Source organism: Apibacter adventoris (assembly GCF_002964965.1).
Taxonomy (GTDB): Bacteria; Bacteroidota; Bacteroidia; order Flavobacteriales; family Weeksellaceae; genus Apibacter; species Apibacter adventoris.
Genome location: NZ_PSZN01000024.1, coordinates 87,268 through 105,460, shown reverse-complemented (window position 1 = coordinate 105,460; position 18,193 = coordinate 87,268). Strand labels below are relative to the sequence as shown.

Sequence of the window (18,193 nt, the reverse complement as noted above, 5' to 3'; positions counted from 1 at the left end):
TATAAGCTATGAATTTTTTTACTGAAAATCTAAAAATTAGTATTATAGGACTAGGGTATGTAGGTTTACCTCTAGCTTTAGAATTTGCTAAAAAATATAGAGTGGTTGGTTTTGATATTTCATCTGAAAGAATTTCTCAATTAAGAAGTTCTAAAGATATTACATTAGAAGTTTCTGAGGAAGAAATATCAAATGTTATAGTTGATTCTGCAAATTGTTTAGATAATAAAAAAGGTTTTTATCCCACTCAGGATATAGAAAATATTAAAAATTCTACTGTTTATATTGTAACAGTGCCCACTCCTGTAGATTCATCTAATAGGCCAGATCTAACTCCTTTAATTTCTGCCAGTACTACTGTAGGAAAAGTTATTAAAAAAGGAGATGTTGTTATTTATGAATCTACAACTTACCCAGGATGTACGGAAGAAGAATGTGTTCCTATTATTGAAAAAGTATCAGGATTAAAATATAATTTGGATTTTTTTGCAGGGTATTCTCCAGAAAGAATTAATCCTGGTGATAAAGTTAATACGCTAACACATATAAAAAAAGTAACTTCAGGTTCTAATGCAGAAGTTGCAGTTTTTGTAAATAATTTATATGCTTCTATTATTACAGCAGGAACTTATAAAACAAGTAGTATCAAGGTAGCAGAATCTGCTAAGGTTATTGAAAATTCCCAAAGAGATATAAATATTGCTTTTGTAAATGAATTGGCAAAAATATTTAATTTATTAGGAGTAGATACAACTGAAGTTCTTGAAGCTGCCAGTACAAAATGGAATTTCTTACCTTTTAAACCCGGACTTGTAGGTGGCCATTGTATTGGTGTTGACCCATACTATTTAGCTCAAAAGGCTATGGAAATAGGTTATCATTCTGAAATTATACTTGCAGGCAGACGTTTAAATGATTCTATGCCAGCTTATATCGCTTCAGAAGTCATTAAATTAATGATTAAAAAAGATATTATTATCAATCATTCTTCTATCTTAATTTTAGGTATTACCTTTAAAGAGAATTGCCCGGATGTAAGAAATACCAAAGTAGTTAATATTGTAAAATGTTTAAAAGAATATGATCTAAACATATCAATATGTGATCCTCTAGCTAATCCAAAAGAGGTTAAACATGAATATGGATTGGATATATTTAATGAACTTCCTTCTTTTGAAAAATTTGACACTATAATTCTTGCTGTGCCTCATCAGGAATTCAAAAATTTAGATATTAAGAAATATTGTAAGGAAAATTCTGTAATTTATGATTGTAAATCTTATCTTGATCGAAATCTAGTAGATTCCCGATTATAACTATTACCATGGTCTATCCTTTAGTTACTGTTTCTATCCCCATTTATAATTGTGAAAAATATATTGAACGTAGCATTAATTCTGTATTAAAGCAAACGTATCCTAATATTGAAATATTATTAGTTGATGATAAAGGGAATGATCATAGTTCTGATGTTATTAAAAGGATTCAATCTGAGTACCCAGAAAAAATACGTATTATTGAACATAAAACTAATCAAGGTCTTTCTATAGTAAGAAATACAGGTATAGATCATGCTAAAGGAGAATATCTATTTTTCCTCGATGGAGATGATGAAATTGTTCCTGACTGTATTGAGGATTTATATCGGTTAATTTCAGAAACTCATTCTAGTATTGCTGTAGGGGAAATGATAGCTAAAAACACATTTAAAAATATTGAATATAAAATATTTCCTTTTAATCATTCACTTAAATCTCTAAAAGAAAATGATATTGTTTTTGAACATTTTTGTAATGGAACCTGGCCTGTAAGTGCTTGTAATAAGCTTTTAAGAGTTAATTTTTTTAGGCATAATAAGATATATTTTGTTAAAGGTTTATATTCTCAAGATGAGTTATGGTCATTTCATACTGCTTTAAAGTTAGATAGTATTGCTTTTCTGCATAAACCCACTTATTTATATTACTTACATGGAGAATCTATTATTTTTAATAAAACCAAAAGAAATTTTGAAAATCATCAAACAATAGTAGAGTACTTCTCTAAAGCTTATAATGAGGTTTCTTCAATTAAAAAAAAGCATATTCTCAAACACCTCATTATATTTAAAGAAACTACGCTTACTATGCAATGGAAGTTCATGAAAGATGATTCTATTTACTGGAAAAAAAATTACAAACGTTTACAAAAAGCTCCTTCTTTATCTATACTCGATTATTTTTCTTCTTTTTATTCTACTAATCATAAAAAGAAAAACTTATTTCAAAACCTCCCTGCTTCTATAGGCTATAAATTGTTTAAGTGGAGGTTTGAAAGATAATAATTAATTTAAAATCAATTTTTAACTAATTGAATACATAAATAATGAAAATTCATAAAATTTCAGATGAAAATAAGAATTTATTTCCTAAATATTTTTATTGGTCTATCCCTATATTTTTAGTGTCCAATATAATATTCCGTTCATTCTATTATGAGGGTACTGCAACCACAGATTCTTTTTCATATTTTAAATTAGCAGCATCACTACCAAAAATCAAAAGTAGCTATTTCCCTATTTTATACCCATTTTTATTAAGAGTTACAAATATATTTACCAATGATTATTTTATTTCTTCTAAAATTCTATCAATAATATCAATTTTATTTATTTTATATTTCACTAAAAAAGTAAATTTTTTCTGGAAAGAAATTTGGATACTTTTACTTTCTCCTATTTGTTTAATGATAATGCCTATGAGCTGGTCTGAGACAATACTATTACCCATTTTAATAGTGTATTTTTATTTAAATTATATATTCATAAATAAAAAAATAACTCCTTGTAAATTTATTATTTATAATTCTATTCTGTTATTTCTTTTACTTCTTACAAAATATTCCTGCATTTCATTTATGTTTGCAAATTTTATATTTATTTTATATTTATTTTATAAAAATAAATATAAAATTGCTATTAACATATTTTATTGCCTATTAATTTCTTCCTTATTTATATCTATATACTTATTTTCAAACTTATTATCAACTGGATATTTAACAGGGGCAGAAAGAATTCCTCCTATTAGAAATAAAATGAATATTATTTTAAGTTTTTATCAATCCTTGTATTGTTTAAATCCATTTTTTGGAAGAGATCTATTTAATATAAAAATTAACTATAATTTAGCAGCGATATTTTCAATCATATTTTTTATTTTTTGGTTATTTTTATTTTTTAAAGCAAAAAGTTTAAAAAAAATTGAAAATATTCAAATATTATTTATTAGCAGCATATTTTTTATTTTTATGGTGATTTCTTACTTTAATACTAAATTAGATACTCTTGGCCCTAGATTACTTTTTCCAAGTATTATTTCTTTTTATATAACCATAATCTATACCATTAATAATTTAAAAACATATAAACAATATAAAAATAAAATACTTATTTTAATCGGTATTTATTTTTTATTGTTCGGTTTTTTAAATAAACAAAATTTTGAAATTTTTTATTCAATTTTTGATAAATAAAATTTAATTATCTTAAAGTAATTAAAAGACTATTATTGATTTGAAAAATAATGAAATAAAATTTTATTTTAATTAACATAAATTTAGAAAGTAACCAATTTAAATTGTATAGTATCTTTTTAAAAGAGTATTCAAATATTCCATTTTAATCATTTTATTATTCTTTTTAAAATAATCTACAATATAACTTGTATCGATAGTATAACTCTCCCCTTTATTTAATAATTTAATGATTGCTGATTTTGATAGATATTTTTCTAAAGCAAATACAATTTCCAATACAGAAAAATTTTCAATGTATGCAATGTTTTGAATCGTATTTATTTTTTCATCTAATAATCTTAATGTAATGTTGCCTATATCTTCTACATCTATTAAATTTCTTGTCGCTTTTTGGTGAACTAAAATAGGATTATTTTCTTTGATATTATTTACTAAATAATTTATTAATAAATTAGAATTTCCTCCATTGCCTACTGCATTACTTACCCTACAGATCAAAAAATTTTGTGCGATTTTTTCTATCAGATTTTCCATATCTAATTTATGTAATACATAAGCGCTAGCATATTTTGAAGAGTCATAAATGCTACAAGTACTAAAATAAACAAATTTTTTAGTAGGATTTTCTTCTATTGTTTTTTCTATTAGATCTCTTTCTCTTCTAAACTGATTGGCATCTGTTTCCAAAGAATTGGATACTCCTGAAGCAAAAAAAATAATATCTTCTTTATTTATATCTTTAAAGATATTAGCTATTAGCCCCCGACCTATTATCATTTTCTATTAAAATTATACTACTTTTATAAATAAAAATTAATCTTCTAATGCTTGTAAAAAATAATTAACAGTTATACTATTATCCATGATTTGTAAATAATCTTTCTTTATATTCACTGAAAATTTTTTTAATAAATTTCTATTATCATATAATTTAATAATTGCCTCTTCTAAACTTTTGATATCTCGGGAAATAAACATACCATTTATACCATCTTTAATTACAGTTAATGGTAACCCTACTTTAGTTGAAATGCATGGCACATTAGAAAGTGCTGCTTCTGCGAAAAGTGAGGGACCTGAATCTGCACTTGATGCTATGACAATTAAATCTATATTTTTATAAAAATCATACAATTCACTATATTCCCCAGAAAATTTGGTTTTTAATTTAACTTTTCTTCCGGTTTTACATACATTATCAATTGCCGGCATAATAATATTTTCAAAACCTTTCATTTCTCTTTTAGGAGAACCTGTCCATCCAATAATTAATTCTTCTTTTTCTCCTACAGCATTATTTTCTATAAAATTTGTCTGCCCATAAATTCCATAAACAAAGTGAATTTTATTGGTGAATTTTTTATACCTATTATACAAACTACCTCCTCCTACTATAATACTATTATACTTTTTTAAGTACTGAGTATAAAATTCTTCAATGTTCAGTTTGGTTCTATCAATATTATTTTTAATATCCATGGTAGGACCCTCATGAGGAAAAGAATCTGTAAAAATTCCAATAAGATTTTTTTTCCCTATAAAAGGAATTTTTGCAGTATATGGAAAATAAAACGCCATATTTACTATATAATCAAAGTTTTTCATTGAAACTTTCTCATTATTTTTCATATCAAACACTTCATTTTTCGGATATACAGGATATGAATATCTACATGAATTATGTATAAAGTAGATAGGCTTTCGTTTTCTTATTAATTTTGAAGTATATAACCTTATTATACTAATTAAATTATAAATATATTTATTTTTTATAGAATACGGTTTATAGTTATCTAATTTCCTTAATAAATAATCTTCCTGATAGCATACGTAACAATCATATTCTTTTCTTATTAATTCTTCCCAAGTCATTACCATATAATGATAAGCCCAAAGAGGTCTATCTACAATAAAAAGAATTTTTGGTTTTAAAACCATAATAATTTAATATTTCTATTTAATATTATAATAATTTGCAACTGAGTTATGCCCTATATGCAATATCACTTCATCCCCTACTCCTTCATCTCCACTACAAACACACCATTGTTTTGGTAATACATACGGATATACCCCCGTTTTCCACGCTGCTTTCCACATAACTAAAGACCCACGAGATGGTTCATTCTTCATGATTTCTTTACATGCTTGGTAATATATTTCACCTCTTTTATCACCTTTCCATAGAGTCATAGGGCTTTGATTATAAGAATATCCTAAACCTTGACTTTCATCAGTTATTAGTTGCGAGTCTAATGAAATTTCCATATCCCTTTTTAATAATTGCCTGACATTATGAGGTACACAAAAACCAAATTTTTGTGTCATGTAAATTAACGCTATTATTTTTGAAGACAAAATTTGCATATCAGAATCTAATGCACATTTAAAATCTGCTTCAGACTCTAGCAATCCTTTGAATTTAAAATAATTTCCAGTTCTATATCCAAATCTTGGATTCTCAGGATCTACAACAGGGGAATCTACTTTCATAATATTAATCCCTTTTATTTTTAAATCAAAATCTGTAAATACTGTATATTTTGCTTTAGGAAAATATTTTTTCAGAGAAGTAAATGTCGGATCTATCCTTTCCTCATTATTGAATTCTGTCCCTCCTGCATTTATTCTATTTTCCCCAAATTCAGTAAATATAAATTCCATAGAAATAGTATCAATAAAAGATTGTTCATTGTGATTAAAAAAATGTTTTCGATTAACTATTCCAACTTTTTTAGGCGCATCCTCTACAACCTTTTTTTTTCCTATAAAAACTAAGAAAGAATTTATAACCCGCTTTTTTATAGCACTTATTATATATTTCATATTTATAACAATTTCATTCAAATCAATAAATTTCATTTCTTTAACTTTTGAACTATAAAAGAAGTTATTTTATCTTCTCTGAATGAAGGCGGACAAATATACTAAATTATTCTTATTTAATTATTTCTGACTAATAATCAGAGCTTAAGCTGTTTTACAAATTTAATAAATCTTATTTATTTCACTATTTTTGTTGTTCCTAAATTTAACTTATGTCTTCTATAAAAATATCTATTTTTACCCCAACTTATAATAGAGCTTTTAGTTTACATAGAGTTTTTGAAAGTTTACAGAAACAAACTTATAGAAACTTTGAATGGATAGTTGTAGATGACGGATCTACAGATAATACAGAGGCATTAATAAAAGAATATAAAAAAAATGCAGATTTTGACATAATATACTATTGGCAAAAAAACCAAGGTAAACATGTTGCTATAAATAAAGGTACTTCTTTAGCCTCTGGTGAACTATTCTCTATTGTAGATAGCGATGATTATACTAGAGAAAATTATGTAGAAACTATACTTTTTTATTTTAATAAGATAAAAAACAACCCTACTATTGCAGGAATAACTACACCAAGGGGTAATCAAAGTAAAGTAGGTATTTTACCTAATGATGAGTTGATCTGTAATTCATTTGATCTTTATAAATATGATATACATGGAGAACGAGATATGATAATTAGAACAAATGTTTTGAGGAATTTCCCATTTCCTCAGTTCCCTGAAGAAAATTTTTGCCCTGAATCTTTAGTCTGGAAAAGAATGTCTACAAAATATAATTTTTATTTTGTTAACAAAATCATACAAATTGGTGAATATCAAAAAGATGGGCTTTCTGCTAATTATTGGGAAAATATGAAAAAAAGCCCTCAAACTGCAATTTTATATTTTACTGAAATGTCAAATTATAAAAAAATTCCTTTAAAAACAAGATTATTTACGTTAGAAAATTATTGGAAATTTTCTAACGTAAATACTTCATTATCATTTTTTGAAAAATTAAAAAAAGTTCCTTTTTTCCTTTCTATTTATGTAATTACACGTATTTACTTTAAATCTTTTTTAAATAAAGTTAAAAATAATAAATCCTAAAATACTTTATATTGCACTATTAATGGGGTAAATACTTTTACTTTTTACTTGATACTTTTTCTATGATTTTTTCAAATTCATCTCCCCATTTTTTCCAATTTAATTCTTTTTCATAAAGTAACCTTGAATTTTTTGACATTTGAATTATTTTACTCGGTTCTTTAAGTAGAATTTCTATCTGATTTGCATAATCTTTGGGACCAGAATTTTCTGGCAAAAGAAAACCATTGTATCCATGTTTTACAGGAGCTGAAACTCCTCCGGTATTAGTAGAAATAATTGGCAAACCATAGGCTGCAGCTTCACAAAATACAATCCCATAAGCTTCTGATCTTGTTGGAACAAATAAAAAATGCGATTGTTGTAAGTAATTTTGAATTTCTATTAATTCTTCAGGGTTATTTTTATTTAAAAACGGAACTATTTTTACCCAATTTTCTTTTATTGGAGGAGAGCTTCCTACTATTAGCATTTGAACTGAGTAATTTTTCTCTCTTAAAATTTTTAGACATTCATAGGCTAGTTGACCTCCTTTTTTTTCCCATTCAACAGCTAAAAACAAAAAAGTAAACGTCGTAAAATTTTTATTATATATAATATGAGAAGGTTCGTCAATATTCGCTCCAAATTTTATGGTCTTTACTTTTTCTTTATTAATACCATATTTTTCTATAGCATAATTTGAGGCCCAATCTGACGAAAATACTAAAAAATCTGCATTTTTTAGCGCTAACTTTTCAATATATTTAGTTTCTATTTTGGATAATAATCCAAAACCAAAATAATAAGGATTATAGTTCAATAATTGTCCTGCATTAGCATCATTTAAATATATAATAGGCTTTTTAATAGATAAATATGCAATATCATTTAATTTTGTAGGTACAAATAATATATCAATATCTAATTGAGATATTTTTTCTTTTAATCTTTTAGCTGCTATTTTAGCTTTATAAATAAATAAGTGCTTATTGTATCTTCTATTAAAAATTTTATTATAAGTTTTTTCTATTTTGTTAAATATTTTTTTTTCTTTTTCTGTATATTCAATTAATGGAATCCAAGTAATTTCGTATCCTTTTTTTATAAGTTGTTCGTAAATTTTAAACATAGTCCCAGACCAATTCCTTTTATCTTCTAATGGTCGTGAGCTATAAAAACCTATTTTCATTTTGATTTTAACTTTTTTAAGATATAAATTTTAAGATTAACTCTTTTTTTTAATATCCATTTTAAATGTTTAAATGCTAAAAACATATTACCTTTTCGAAGTAATTTAACAAAAGCAATTCTACTTCTTGAGAAAATTAACCAATTACTTGTTTCTTTAATTTTTCCACCATATAAATTCGCTATAAATTCATCTAACATATTGTGCCTCAAGTCTCTTGAATAATTTATCCCATTTGATAAACCTGCTTCATGTCTTGTGTATACACTCATAATTTTAGGAAAACCTCTTATTTTCCCATGTAAGCTTGCTGACATATATAGTACCGTATCAAAATAAAGTAATTCAGGATGTTTATACATGGATTTGACTATTTTATTTTCTAAAATTTCAGTTTTAATTAAAACAGATGTGGTGTGTACAATCCAATGTTTATAAATCTCTAATGCCGTATAATCTTTTTCTTCTATGACAGAAAAGTTGGTATTATTTAGATTGGGATTAGATGATTCATTTTTTACTTGATGAAAACACATTGCATATTCAGCATTATTTTCTAAAAAATCATATTGCTGTTGTAATTTATTTTCATCTACCCAATAATCATCTCCTTCACAAAAAGCTATATATTGACCGGTAACTTTTTTTAAAGCATCATAAAAATTGGGAGTTGAACCTAAATTTTTTGAATGATTTGTATATAATATTTGTATATGGGATGGAGCCTCTTTTATTAATTCTTTAATAACTTGATCTGTAGCATCTGTAGAGTGATCATTTGATAAAATCAATTGTATAGGAAAATTAACTTTTTGCTTGAAAATTCCTCGAAGATTTCTTGCTATAAAATTTTCTTGATTATATGTTAGCACTATCACAGAAATCATTTTCATATATAAAATTTATATTTTTTATAAATTATCTTTATAAGATATTTTATTTTAACTTTTTACTGATAAAAAAATCTTTTATAAATGATATTGCATTTCCTATCTTATATCTTTTACTATTATATATCTTATTATAATTTCTTTTTAATACTTTGTTTTCATAATACAGATTATGAAAACTACCTATATGTTGTATGAAAAAATCTGTGTGTTTTTTTGCTAAATATTTAAATAAATATTCCCTTTTATTATTATTTAATTCTTTTACCATAGAATTTTCTTTGACTCTATAATAAAAACAAATTATAGGAATTCTATAAACTGTTCCTCCTTTCTTAATTAAATTAATCCAAAACTCCCAATCTTCCAACCCTCCTACCATTCTCTCATCATATCCACCTACACTTTTCCAATCATTTTTTTTAAATAGTGCTGTACAAAAAATAATGTTTTTATACGCTAATTGCTGTATGGAGAAATCTGGTAAATCCCAAATTCCTTTTTCTAATCCAAATTTCTCAGCTAGACAATATATAATCTTAATATTTTTATCTGAAAAATGTTTTTCGGCCTCCTCTAAGTAATTATAAGAAATATAATCATCTGCATCTAATGGCAATATCCATTCTCCTTTTGCCATTTCAATCCCTGCATTTCTTGCTGAACTTAGTCCACCGTTTTCTTTTTTTAAATATTTAAATCGGTTATCTTTTTCACACCATTCCAATGATATTTTTTCTGTATTATCATGTGATCCATCATTTACTATAATGCATTCCCAATTCAAATAGGTTTGTTTTAATACAGATTGTAAGCATTCTGATAAATATTGTCCTTGATTATAACAGGGAACAACTATGGATATTAATGAGGAATTCATTTATATAATAATTTATTTTTTAATTTATAAAACACATACGGAATCTTAAACTTTAAAAAATAATACAATACTTTACTTCTTGATTTATATGTTTTATATTCCATTATAGTTCTGGACTTAACTCTACCATGTTTATATAAGTTAATAAGGTCATTAATAATAAAATTAGAATAATCTCCTCTTTTATCGTAGTACATTTTTATTCTAACAGTTTCTTCATCTACATCTATCCTTTTTGAAATATTAGTAGAATGTAATCTATAATACCCCAAAACTTTATTTATATACTCAATTTTGTATTTATCAGATATCCTTATCCAATATTCATAATCTTCTATAATGAAATCAGAATTAAAAAAACCTAATTTTGAAAATACTTCTTTTTTCATCATTACTGTTAAAGCAATAACTATATTTCTTTTATATAAAATTCTCTTTAAATCATTTCTATCAAAATCAAAAGTTTGCGGCAATAATCTATTCCCAATGTTGTCATTTTCATCAATCTTTCTTGCATTGGAATATACCATCATATAATCATCGGGCAATTTTTCAAGGGCATTAACAGATTCTCTTAATAGTTCCGGAAGCATTATATCATCTGCCGCTATTATTTTAATATATTTGCCTTTTGATATATTTATACATTCATTTAAAGTATAAATAAATCCTTTATTGTTTTTATGAAATACAATTTTTACATCTAAATTATTAGAAGACAACCAATCTTTTATGACTAGAGTAGAATCATCTGTAGAAAAATCATCTGCAATAATTAATTCCCAATTTTTATATGTCTGATTTAATAAACTATCTAAACATTTTTTCACAAAATGAGCGTGATTATAAGAAACAACGATAACAGAAATTAGGGGTGAAGAATCCATTTAAAATTGATTTATATACTCTACTATTTTTTCAATTTCTTGTAATGTTATAACTGAACTTATAGGCAAACTTAGAATTTCTCTGCTTAAGCATTCTGTTATCGGTAAAGATAAATTTTCATATTCGTTGTAAGCTTCTTGTTTATGTGGGGGTATCGGATAGTGAATTAACGTTTGAATTTGTTTTTCCTCTAAATATTTTTGTAAACTATCTCTTTTTTGAGAACGGATTACAAATAAATGCCATACATGACTTTTATTGGTACTACAATTATCTATTGCAGGAAGAACTATCTTCGGATTTTTAATATTTTGTAGATAATAGTACGCAACTTTTCTTCTTTTCTGATTTTCTTTATCAATATACTTAAGTTTAATATTTAATACCGCTGCCTGCATTTCATCTAATCGACTGTTTAATCCACAATACTTATTTATATATTTTTTTTGTGATCCATAATTTGCCAAATCCCTTATAACTTCTGCTAAATCCTCATCATTTGTACTTACTGCTCCTGCATCACCTAATGCACCTAAATTTTTTCCCGGATAAAAACTAAATCCGGCAGCATTTCCTAAATTCCCTGTCTTAATACCTTGCCATTCTGCCCCTATAGCCTGTGCATTATCTTCTATTATTTTTAATTTATATTTTTGTGCTAAGGATTTTAGTTCTTCTGAAAATACTACTTGCCCATATAAATGAACAATCATAATGGCTTTAGTTTTGGATGTGATCTTTTCTTTTATTTTTGAGATGTCTATATTAAAAGTATGTTCACTAGGATCTACAAATACCGGAACTAAATTATTATCCGAAATAGCTAATGCAGAAGCTATATAAGTATTTGCAGGCACTATTATTTCATCACCTTCATTCATTACTCCTAACTCCTTATATCCTCTAATTATTAGACGTAAAGCATCTAAACCATTTGAGACCCCTATAATATTTTTCACTCCTATATATTCGCTCAAATTTTGTTCGAAGTTTTTAACTTCCTCGCCTAACAAGTACCATCCGGAACGGAAAACCTTTACTAATTTATTTTCAATTTCATTTTGATATTGAAGATTTATTTTTTGTAGGTCTAAGAATTTTATCATTGTTAAAAATATATTTATTAAATATAGAAGAGTATAAAAAAAAGTAAAATAATATGTTTTTAAAAAAAATATTTTCTTCTCATTCTTTAACAATTTGCCCCTCTTTAGTAATATCACCTTTTTTTACAGCGGGATTCCCATACCAAACGGTATAAGGAGGAATATCTTTGGTAACAACACTCCCTGCTCCAACAAGAGCATATTCCCCTATAATATGACCTGCTATAATAGTAGCATTGGCTCCAATAGATGCTCCTTTTTTTATAATAGTTTTCTCAAATTTTTCCGGATATTGTTTAGACCGGGGAATTAAATCATTCGTAAAAGTCACATTGGGTCCAATAAAAACATTATCTTCAATAGTTATACCATCCCAAATTTGAACTCCGGACTTTATAGTAACATCATTCCCTATTATAACCTCATTTTCTATAAATACATTAAAATTAATATTACAATTTTTTCCTATTACAGCATTTTGTAAAATCACACAAAACTGCCAGATTAAAGTATTATCTCCAATATTTTTAGATTGCACCTCTGAGGTTGGATGAATTTTAATCATTTTTTAATTTTAAAAAATCATTATAATCTCTAATATAATCTCCCTCCACATAATGTTCTGAAGCTAAACATAAAAGGACTGCATTATGTGAAAATTTAATATCTCTCCAAATTTGTTTAGGAATATATAATCCTCTCTCAGGGGAGTCTAAAACAAAAGTCTTTTTATTCCCTCGAATATCCTCGGTAGTAAACTCAATAATCCCAGATACAGCAAAAATAACTTGTTCTAAATTTTTATGTGCATGACCTCCCCGTTGTACTTCATTAGGTGTGAAATAAGTCCAGTATACTCTCTTTATTTCGAATGGTATATTGTTTAATTCTTCTGCTACTGTAATATAGCCTAATGATGAAGATCCTATTTTCTTTAAATTAATTATTTTTAAATTTTGCATTTTGCATTTTTAAATATATACTCTCAATTTTATTAATGTCTAATTCATATCCACTCTTATGATGCTCATTTACAGTATATCCTAAATGATAGAAAAAATAATTTAAATCAACATTAAAAATATTAGCTAAGTTTGAATAGCATGAAAAAGTAGTAAAATTATCCTGCATAAAACAAATGGCCTTTAAATTTTTATTAGCAAACATAATGTTCGCCCATGCAGCACCAGTTACCCCTATTACAAATTCAGCATTATATATAATTTTCATCTGTTCTTGTAGTTTTAAATCTTCAAAAAATATATCTATAAAACCATGTTTTTTTAATATTTCTATCAAATTATCCTGGTTTTTAGCCAATCGATATTTTTTTCTTTTAATAAATATTTTTTTTGGAGAATTTAAATCTTTTATCTCTAAATGTCCTACAAGTTTATTTTTTAATTCTACTAAAATATCTGAGTGCATATAAACATCTTCTATTCCAAATGGTTTATAATTATCTTTTAGATTAAAAGGAACATAAGAAATACTATTAATATAATATAGTCTTTTGATCCTGTAATTTTTATCTACGTCTAAATATGTAATTTTATAATCATTACCTAACAACATAGCCACTACTTTACACATGCTTTCATGTTTTAATATGTCATTACTAAAAACAATATGTTTAGTTGGTATTTCATCTTTAAAAATAAGTTTCGATATTATTTCTATTAAAAAATGGTACCAATTCCAGCAGCCATTTCCCCCTAAAAAAAATGCTTCTTCTAAATCAATAATATCATTTTCTTTTATTATTGCGTTTTTAAATCCATGAAACATTATATATCCTTCATTAAATCGCTCGTTACTAAATTTACTTTCTGTTAATAATCTATTTTTATAAACTATATAAGATGATCTGGCATTAACTATAGCATCATCAAATTTATATAAGCATAATGCCTCTAAATTCACCTTCTTACAAATTGGTTTTTCTTCAATTGTTTTAGGGCCTACAGAAAGAAATACTTCTTTTTGTTTTAATATCGTTATTATATTTTTATTGTAATTTAAAATATTATCAATTCTATAAACAACAGCTTTTATCCTGAATATTTTTTTTCTTAGAAAAAATATTAAATAAAATATTAAGTAATCAATCCAATGATTACTTAATAAAATCGCTTTAATATTTTTTTTAATATAGGACATCATTATATTTAAATACATCAAGATATAAGTAGTGGCAATATATATTATTTCTCTGTAATTTTAATTATTTTATATCAATAAATGTTTTTGAAAAGTTTAATTTTGGTTTTATAATCCCGGCAGAAATATTTGAATTAGATCCTAAACTTTCATTCAATATTTCAAATTGAATAACTTCATTTTGGATATAAAGAGGATATTTTTGATCTTCTCCGAAAATTAAATTAAATTTATAGGTTCCTGCATTTAATAAATTTGTGGGTATTTGCCCTTGTACTTTATATATCCCTTTTTTCGAATCTTTATCTACAGTAATTAATTCACCTATATGAAAAATTGCTATTTCATCTGAATTAATTAATTCAAAAGTTACATCTAAATTTATATTTGTTTTATTATTATAAAATTCCAACTCAAAGTCTACTCCTGAAGAAATAGTTAAATAATCTCCATTTGTAGGTTTAGTTTCAAATTTTAGAATTTTAATATTATTATTTCCTGGAGCATTTTCTGTATTTCCCTTATGTTCAAAAAAGGTAGATATATTAGATAATTTTTGGTAGTATTCCACAGATTCTAAAGCTCCTCCTATATAAGAAATTGACCCATTCTGCATAACGAGACCTTGGTTACAAAGAGTCCTAACAGCTGCCATATTATGGCTTACAAATAATACGGTTCTACCATCATTTACACTCACATCCTTCATTTTTCCCAAACATTTTTTTTGAAACTCAGCGTCTCCTACAGCCAATACTTCATCTACTATTAGAATTTCAGGTTCTAAGTGTGCGGCTACAGCAAAGGCTAAACGAACATACATCCCGGAAGAATATCTTTTTACGGGAGTATCTATATATCTTTCTACTCCAGAAAAATCTACTATTTCATCAAACTTAGAGCGTATTTCTCTCTTAGTCATTCCTAAAATAGCTCCGTTAAGATAGATATTTTCCCGGCCTGTTAACTCAGGATGAAAGCCTGTACCTACTTCTAATAAAGAAGCTATTCTTCCATTAATTTTTATACTTCCAGATGTAGGAGATGTTGTCTTAGATAATATTTTTAATAGTGTAGATTTCCCTGCTCCGTTTCTTCCTATAATTCCTAAAACCTCTCCTTTTTCTACTTCAAAATTTACATCTTTCAATGCCCATACATAATCTGAAACACCTTTAGTAGACCTGTCATTAACCTCTCCTACCTTAGCAAAAGGATCTCCTTTTCCTCTCATTTTCCACCACCATCTTTTAATATCTTGTTGTAAAGTACCTGTCCCAACTTGGCCAAGTCTATATAATTTCGATATATTTTCAAGTTTTATTGCTAAATTTGACATAATTTATTTTAAATACTAAAGGCTTATTTATCTTAATTATTTTAAGTTATACGGTATCCATAAAACTTCTTTCTACTTTGTTAAAAATTAAAATACCAAAAAATAAACTTAAAAAGGTAAATATTGTGCTGTATAACAACCCTCCCCAACTTAAAATTCCTTGTCCCAAAAACCCATATTTAAAAGCCTCTATAATAGGAGATAATGGATTTACCATAGCTATCCAATGAAATTTTTCGGGAATTCTTTTAAAAATCATAGACATTGGATAAATAATGGGAGTTGCATACATTAGCAACGATACCCCAAATGACAACAAATAGGATAAATCCCTATACTTAGTTGTCATAGAGCTTATAATCATTCCTAGCCCCAACCCAATTCCCGCCATAAGAATTAATAAAAAAGGAAGTAAGAGCATATATATATTACAGTGTATTTCTACGCCTTTTAGTAAATAATAAATCAAAAAGATTATAAATAAAAGAAACTGAATTCCAAATTTTAATAAATTACCTATAACTATGGATAAAGGCATTATTAATCTTGGAAAATATACTTTACCAAAAATGCTGGCATTGTCTCTAAAAACATTTGAGGTTCCTATTAAACAATCTTGAAAGTAATTCCAAAGGGTTAAACCTGATAAATAAAATAATATTCCAGGAATTCCATCAGTTTTTATTCCTGCTATACCTCCAAAAATTACAGTAAAAATTAAAGAGGTTAAAATAGGATTTATAAAAAACCATAAAGGTCCTAAAATGGTTTGTTTATAATTTGCTACAAAATTCCTTCTAACCATAAGGATTATTAAATCCCTATATTGCCATGTTTCTTTTAATTTAAAATCAAATAAGGAATGCTTGGGGCTTATTTCTTCTGTCCAATTTTGCGCATTATTCATTACTATATAAAGTTAATGTTTTAATAATTGATTCCTTTTAAATATTCACCATAGCCACTCTTACCATATTTATTTGCAATTTTATATAGTTTTTCTTTAGTAATAAAACCTCTTTTATAGGCTGTTTCTTCTATACAGCCTATTTTAATCCCCTGTCTTTTTTCTATTACACGAATATATTCTGTAGCATCATGTAAAGAATCAAAGGTTCCTGTATCTAACCATGCAGTTCCTCTATCCATAATTCCGACTTCTAATTCCTGTTTTTCTAAATATTTTTTATTTATATCTGTAATTTCATATTCTCCCCTTTCTGAAGGAATTAAATCTTTAGACATACTAACTACCTGATTATCATAAAAATATAATCCTGGAACAGCATAATTAGATTTTGGATTTTTTGGCTTTTCTTCTATGGAAACTGCTTTCATATCTTCATTAAATTCTACAACACCATATCTTTCAGGATCATTTACATGGTATGCAAATACTATGGCTCCTTTAGGCTCTGTCTTTTCTCTTAATAAATTTCCTAAGCCAGCTCCATAAAATATATTATCTCCTAGTATTAATGCAACGGAATCATTCCCAATAAATTTTTCACCTATTATAAATGCTTGTGCTAGACCATTAGGTTCTGGTTGCATTTTAAAAGATAAATTACATCCTAAATCAGATCCATCTCCTAATAATTTTTTAAAACTCTCTTGATCATGTGGAGTTGTAATGATAAGTATGTCTTTTATATCTGCTTCCATAAGTACAGATAGCGGATAATAAATCATCGGTTTATCATAAACAGGCATTAATTGTTTACTCACTGCAATAGTTAATGGATATAGCCTTGTTCCTGACCCTCCTGCAAGTATGATTCCTTTCATCGTATTGTAAATGTATTAAAAATAGTATTATATTCAGATAAACCTTCTTTTGTTTCACTATCAACAATCTGAACTGATATAGTTTTGTTACTATTTTGTATTACACAAATTTTACCATAAACTTTATTTTTAGTATCATCTGCCTCATAGGATGTCATTACTGCAGTATATTTACCTAATTGAATTTTTTTATTTTGTTCTAATAATTTAAAATTCACTTTTTGATAATAAAATTGCAATTGCCTAATTTGACTAGTAATAACTGAATCTGAAATTACACTATCATGTAATATACCTATAGCTAAAGTACTTTTGACTTTATAATCTGAATATTTATCTAATTCTAAATACCTACCTGTTTTATTTGTATAATCTTGTTTAACTTTCCACCCTACGGGTAAATCGAATGATAAGCTATCTTTTTGATATTGAGTAATACTCAATTTAGTATTATTTTCTTCTTTTTTTGAGCAGGAAACAGTAAAACATGTAATTAAAAGTAATATTATATAAGATCTTATCATAATGT

19 protein-coding genes are annotated in these 18,193 nt (G+C 26.1%); 3 read left to right on the top strand and 16 right to left on the bottom strand.

The window, feature by feature from the left end; genetic code table 11:
• Positions 1–8: 8 nt before the first annotated feature.
• Positions 9–1,316 (top strand): nucleotide sugar dehydrogenase, encoded by a 1,308-nt coding sequence (locus C4S76_RS11400; RefSeq protein WP_105194605.1) that lies wholly within the window; start codon positions 9–11, stop codon positions 1,314–1,316.
• 8 nt (positions 1,317–1,324) lie between these two features.
• Positions 1,325–2,320, top strand: a complete 996-nt coding sequence (locus tag C4S76_RS11395; protein ID WP_105194604.1) for a glycosyltransferase family 2 protein — start codon at positions 1,325–1,327, stop codon at positions 2,318–2,320.
• A gap of 283 nt (positions 2,321–2,603) precedes the next feature.
• Here C4S76_RS11395 and C4S76_RS11850 read toward each other — a convergent pair whose 3' ends face one another.
• The 4 genes from C4S76_RS11850 to C4S76_RS11375 form a co-directional block, all read right to left on the bottom strand.
• The gene (locus tag C4S76_RS11850; protein WP_181044113.1) at positions 2,604–2,768 is read right to left on the bottom strand and encodes a hypothetical protein; all 165 of its coding nucleotides are present in this window, start codon (positions 2,766–2,768) and stop codon (positions 2,604–2,606) included.
• Positions 2,769–3,612: 844 nt separating this feature from the next.
• Positions 3,613–4,293 (bottom strand): NAD-dependent epimerase/dehydratase family protein, encoded by a 681-nt coding sequence (locus C4S76_RS11385; RefSeq protein ID WP_105194602.1) that lies wholly within the window; start codon positions 4,291–4,293, stop codon positions 3,613–3,615.
• A gap of 36 nt (positions 4,294–4,329) precedes the next feature.
• Positions 4,330–5,454, bottom strand: coding sequence for a glycosyltransferase (locus tag C4S76_RS11380; protein WP_105194601.1), 1,125 nt, complete (start codon positions 5,452–5,454; stop codon positions 4,330–4,332).
• 15 nt (positions 5,455–5,469) lie between these two features.
• Positions 5,470–6,378 (bottom strand): hypothetical protein, encoded by a 909-nt coding sequence (locus tag C4S76_RS11375; RefSeq protein WP_245915837.1) that lies wholly within the window; start codon positions 6,376–6,378, stop codon positions 5,470–5,472.
• Between the two features lie 176 nt (positions 6,379–6,554).
• On the opposite strand from C4S76_RS11375, the gene C4S76_RS11370 reads away from it, so the two are divergent.
• Entirely contained in the window at positions 6,555–7,442 is an 888-nt protein-coding gene (locus tag C4S76_RS11370) for a glycosyltransferase family 2 protein (RefSeq protein ID WP_105194600.1), read from the top strand.
• Positions 7,443–7,479: 37 nt separating this feature from the next.
• On the opposite strand, the gene C4S76_RS11365 is transcribed toward C4S76_RS11370, so the two are convergent.
• The 12 genes from C4S76_RS11365 to C4S76_RS11310 all read right to left on the bottom strand — a co-directional run bounded on the left by C4S76_RS11365 (position 7,480) and on the right by C4S76_RS11310 (position 18,188).
• Positions 7,480–8,613: a glycosyltransferase family 4 protein gene (locus tag C4S76_RS11365; RefSeq protein ID WP_105194599.1), complete on the bottom strand. Its 1,134-nt coding sequence runs from the start codon at positions 8,611–8,613 to the stop codon at positions 7,480–7,482.
• A complete protein-coding gene (locus tag C4S76_RS11360) occupies positions 8,610–9,506 on the bottom strand; it encodes a glycosyltransferase (protein WP_105194598.1) in 897 nt (298 codons plus the stop codon). The genes C4S76_RS11365 and C4S76_RS11360 overlap by 4 nt, the downstream gene beginning before the upstream one ends.
• A 43-nt stretch (positions 9,507–9,549) precedes the next feature.
• Positions 9,550–10,383, bottom strand: coding sequence for a glycosyltransferase family 2 protein (locus C4S76_RS11355; RefSeq protein WP_105194597.1), 834 nt, complete (start codon positions 10,381–10,383; stop codon positions 9,550–9,552).
• On the bottom strand, positions 10,380–11,270 hold the full coding sequence (locus C4S76_RS11350) for a glycosyltransferase family 2 protein (protein ID WP_105194596.1): 891 nt from the start codon (positions 11,268–11,270) through the stop codon (positions 10,380–10,382). Before C4S76_RS11350 ends, C4S76_RS11355 begins: the two co-directional genes overlap by 4 nt.
• Complete coding sequence (locus C4S76_RS11345; protein ID WP_105194595.1) at positions 11,271–12,377, bottom strand: DegT/DnrJ/EryC1/StrS family aminotransferase; 1,107 nt, start codon at positions 12,375–12,377, stop codon at positions 11,271–11,273.
• 79 nt (positions 12,378–12,456) lie between these two features.
• Positions 12,457–12,942, bottom strand: a complete 486-nt coding sequence (locus C4S76_RS11340) for an acyltransferase (RefSeq protein WP_105194594.1) — start codon at positions 12,940–12,942, stop codon at positions 12,457–12,459.
• A complete protein-coding gene (locus C4S76_RS11335; RefSeq protein WP_105194593.1) occupies positions 12,935–13,339 on the bottom strand; it encodes a sugar 3,4-ketoisomerase in 405 nt (134 codons plus the stop codon). The genes C4S76_RS11340 and C4S76_RS11335 overlap by 8 nt, the downstream gene beginning before the upstream one ends.
• A complete protein-coding gene (locus C4S76_RS11330) occupies positions 13,317–14,540 on the bottom strand; it encodes a glycosyltransferase family 61 protein (protein WP_181044112.1) in 1,224 nt (407 codons plus the stop codon). The genes C4S76_RS11335 and C4S76_RS11330 overlap by 23 nt, the downstream gene beginning before the upstream one ends.
• A 61-nt stretch (positions 14,541–14,601) precedes the next feature.
• The gene (locus C4S76_RS11325; protein WP_105194591.1) at positions 14,602–15,876 is read right to left on the bottom strand and encodes an ABC transporter ATP-binding protein; all 1,275 of its coding nucleotides are present in this window, start codon (positions 15,874–15,876) and stop codon (positions 14,602–14,604) included.
• 46 nt (positions 15,877–15,922) lie between these two features.
• A complete protein-coding gene (locus C4S76_RS11320; RefSeq protein WP_105194590.1) occupies positions 15,923–16,783 on the bottom strand; it encodes an ABC transporter permease in 861 nt (286 codons plus the stop codon).
• Positions 16,784–16,803: 20 nt separating this feature from the next.
• On the bottom strand, positions 16,804–17,664 hold the full coding sequence (gene rfbA / locus C4S76_RS11315; protein ID WP_105194589.1) for a glucose-1-phosphate thymidylyltransferase RfbA: 861 nt from the start codon (positions 17,662–17,664) through the stop codon (positions 16,804–16,806).
• Positions 17,661–18,188, bottom strand: coding sequence for a hypothetical protein (locus tag C4S76_RS11310; protein ID WP_105194588.1), 528 nt, complete (start codon positions 18,186–18,188; stop codon positions 17,661–17,663). The genes rfbA and C4S76_RS11310 overlap by 4 nt, the downstream gene beginning before the upstream one ends.
• Between the last annotated feature and the right edge of the window lie 5 nt (positions 18,189–18,193).

What these genes read in the sequence shown, in the direction of transcription:
- C4S76_RS11400 (WP_105194605.1), top strand. Translation starts at nt 9, where the DNA reads ATGAATTTTTTTACTGAAAATCTAAAAATTAGTATTATAGGACTAGGG.
- C4S76_RS11395 (WP_105194604.1), top strand. Translation starts at nt 1,325, where the DNA reads ATGGTCTATCCTTTAGTTACTGTTTCTATCCCCATTTATAATTGTGAA.
- C4S76_RS11850 (WP_181044113.1), bottom strand. Translation starts at nt 2,768, where the DNA reads ATGGGTAATAGTATTGTCTCAGACCAGCTCATAGGCATTATCATTAAA.
- C4S76_RS11385 (WP_105194602.1), bottom strand. Translation starts at nt 4,293, where the DNA reads ATGATAATAGGTCGGGGGCTAATAGCTAATATCTTTAAAGATATAAAT.
- C4S76_RS11380 (WP_105194601.1), bottom strand. Translation starts at nt 5,454, where the DNA reads ATGGTTTTAAAACCAAAAATTCTTTTTATTGTAGATAGACCTCTTTGG.
- C4S76_RS11375 (WP_245915837.1), bottom strand. Translation starts at nt 6,378, where the DNA reads ATGAAATTTATTGATTTGAATGAAATTGTTATAAATATGAAATATATA.
- C4S76_RS11370 (WP_105194600.1), top strand. Translation starts at nt 6,555, where the DNA reads ATGTCTTCTATAAAAATATCTATTTTTACCCCAACTTATAATAGAGCT.
- C4S76_RS11365 (WP_105194599.1), bottom strand. Translation starts at nt 8,613, where the DNA reads ATGAAAATAGGTTTTTATAGCTCACGACCATTAGAAGATAAAAGGAAT.
- C4S76_RS11360 (WP_105194598.1), bottom strand. Translation starts at nt 9,506, where the DNA reads ATGAAAATGATTTCTGTGATAGTGCTAACATATAATCAAGAAAATTTT.
- C4S76_RS11355 (WP_105194597.1), bottom strand. Translation starts at nt 10,383, where the DNA reads ATGAATTCCTCATTAATATCCATAGTTGTTCCCTGTTATAATCAAGGA.
- C4S76_RS11350 (WP_105194596.1), bottom strand. Translation starts at nt 11,270, where the DNA reads ATGGATTCTTCACCCCTAATTTCTGTTATCGTTGTTTCTTATAATCAC.
- C4S76_RS11345 (WP_105194595.1), bottom strand. Translation starts at nt 12,377, where the DNA reads ATGATAAAATTCTTAGACCTACAAAAAATAAATCTTCAATATCAAAAT.
- C4S76_RS11340 (WP_105194594.1), bottom strand. Translation starts at nt 12,942, where the DNA reads ATGATTAAAATTCATCCAACCTCAGAGGTGCAATCTAAAAATATTGGA.
- C4S76_RS11335 (WP_105194593.1), bottom strand. Translation starts at nt 13,339, where the DNA reads ATGCAAAATTTAAAAATAATTAATTTAAAGAAAATAGGATCTTCATCA.
- C4S76_RS11330 (WP_181044112.1), bottom strand. Translation starts at nt 14,540, where the DNA reads ATGATGTCCTATATTAAAAAAAATATTAAAGCGATTTTATTAAGTAAT.
- C4S76_RS11325 (WP_105194591.1), bottom strand. Translation starts at nt 15,876, where the DNA reads ATGTCAAATTTAGCAATAAAACTTGAAAATATATCGAAATTATATAGA.
- C4S76_RS11320 (WP_105194590.1), bottom strand. Translation starts at nt 16,783, where the DNA reads ATGAATAATGCGCAAAATTGGACAGAAGAAATAAGCCCCAAGCATTCC.
- rfbA (WP_105194589.1), bottom strand. Translation starts at nt 17,664, where the DNA reads ATGAAAGGAATCATACTTGCAGGAGGGTCAGGAACAAGGCTATATCCA.
- C4S76_RS11310 (WP_105194588.1), bottom strand. Translation starts at nt 18,188, where the DNA reads ATGATAAGATCTTATATAATATTACTTTTAATTACATGTTTTACTGTT.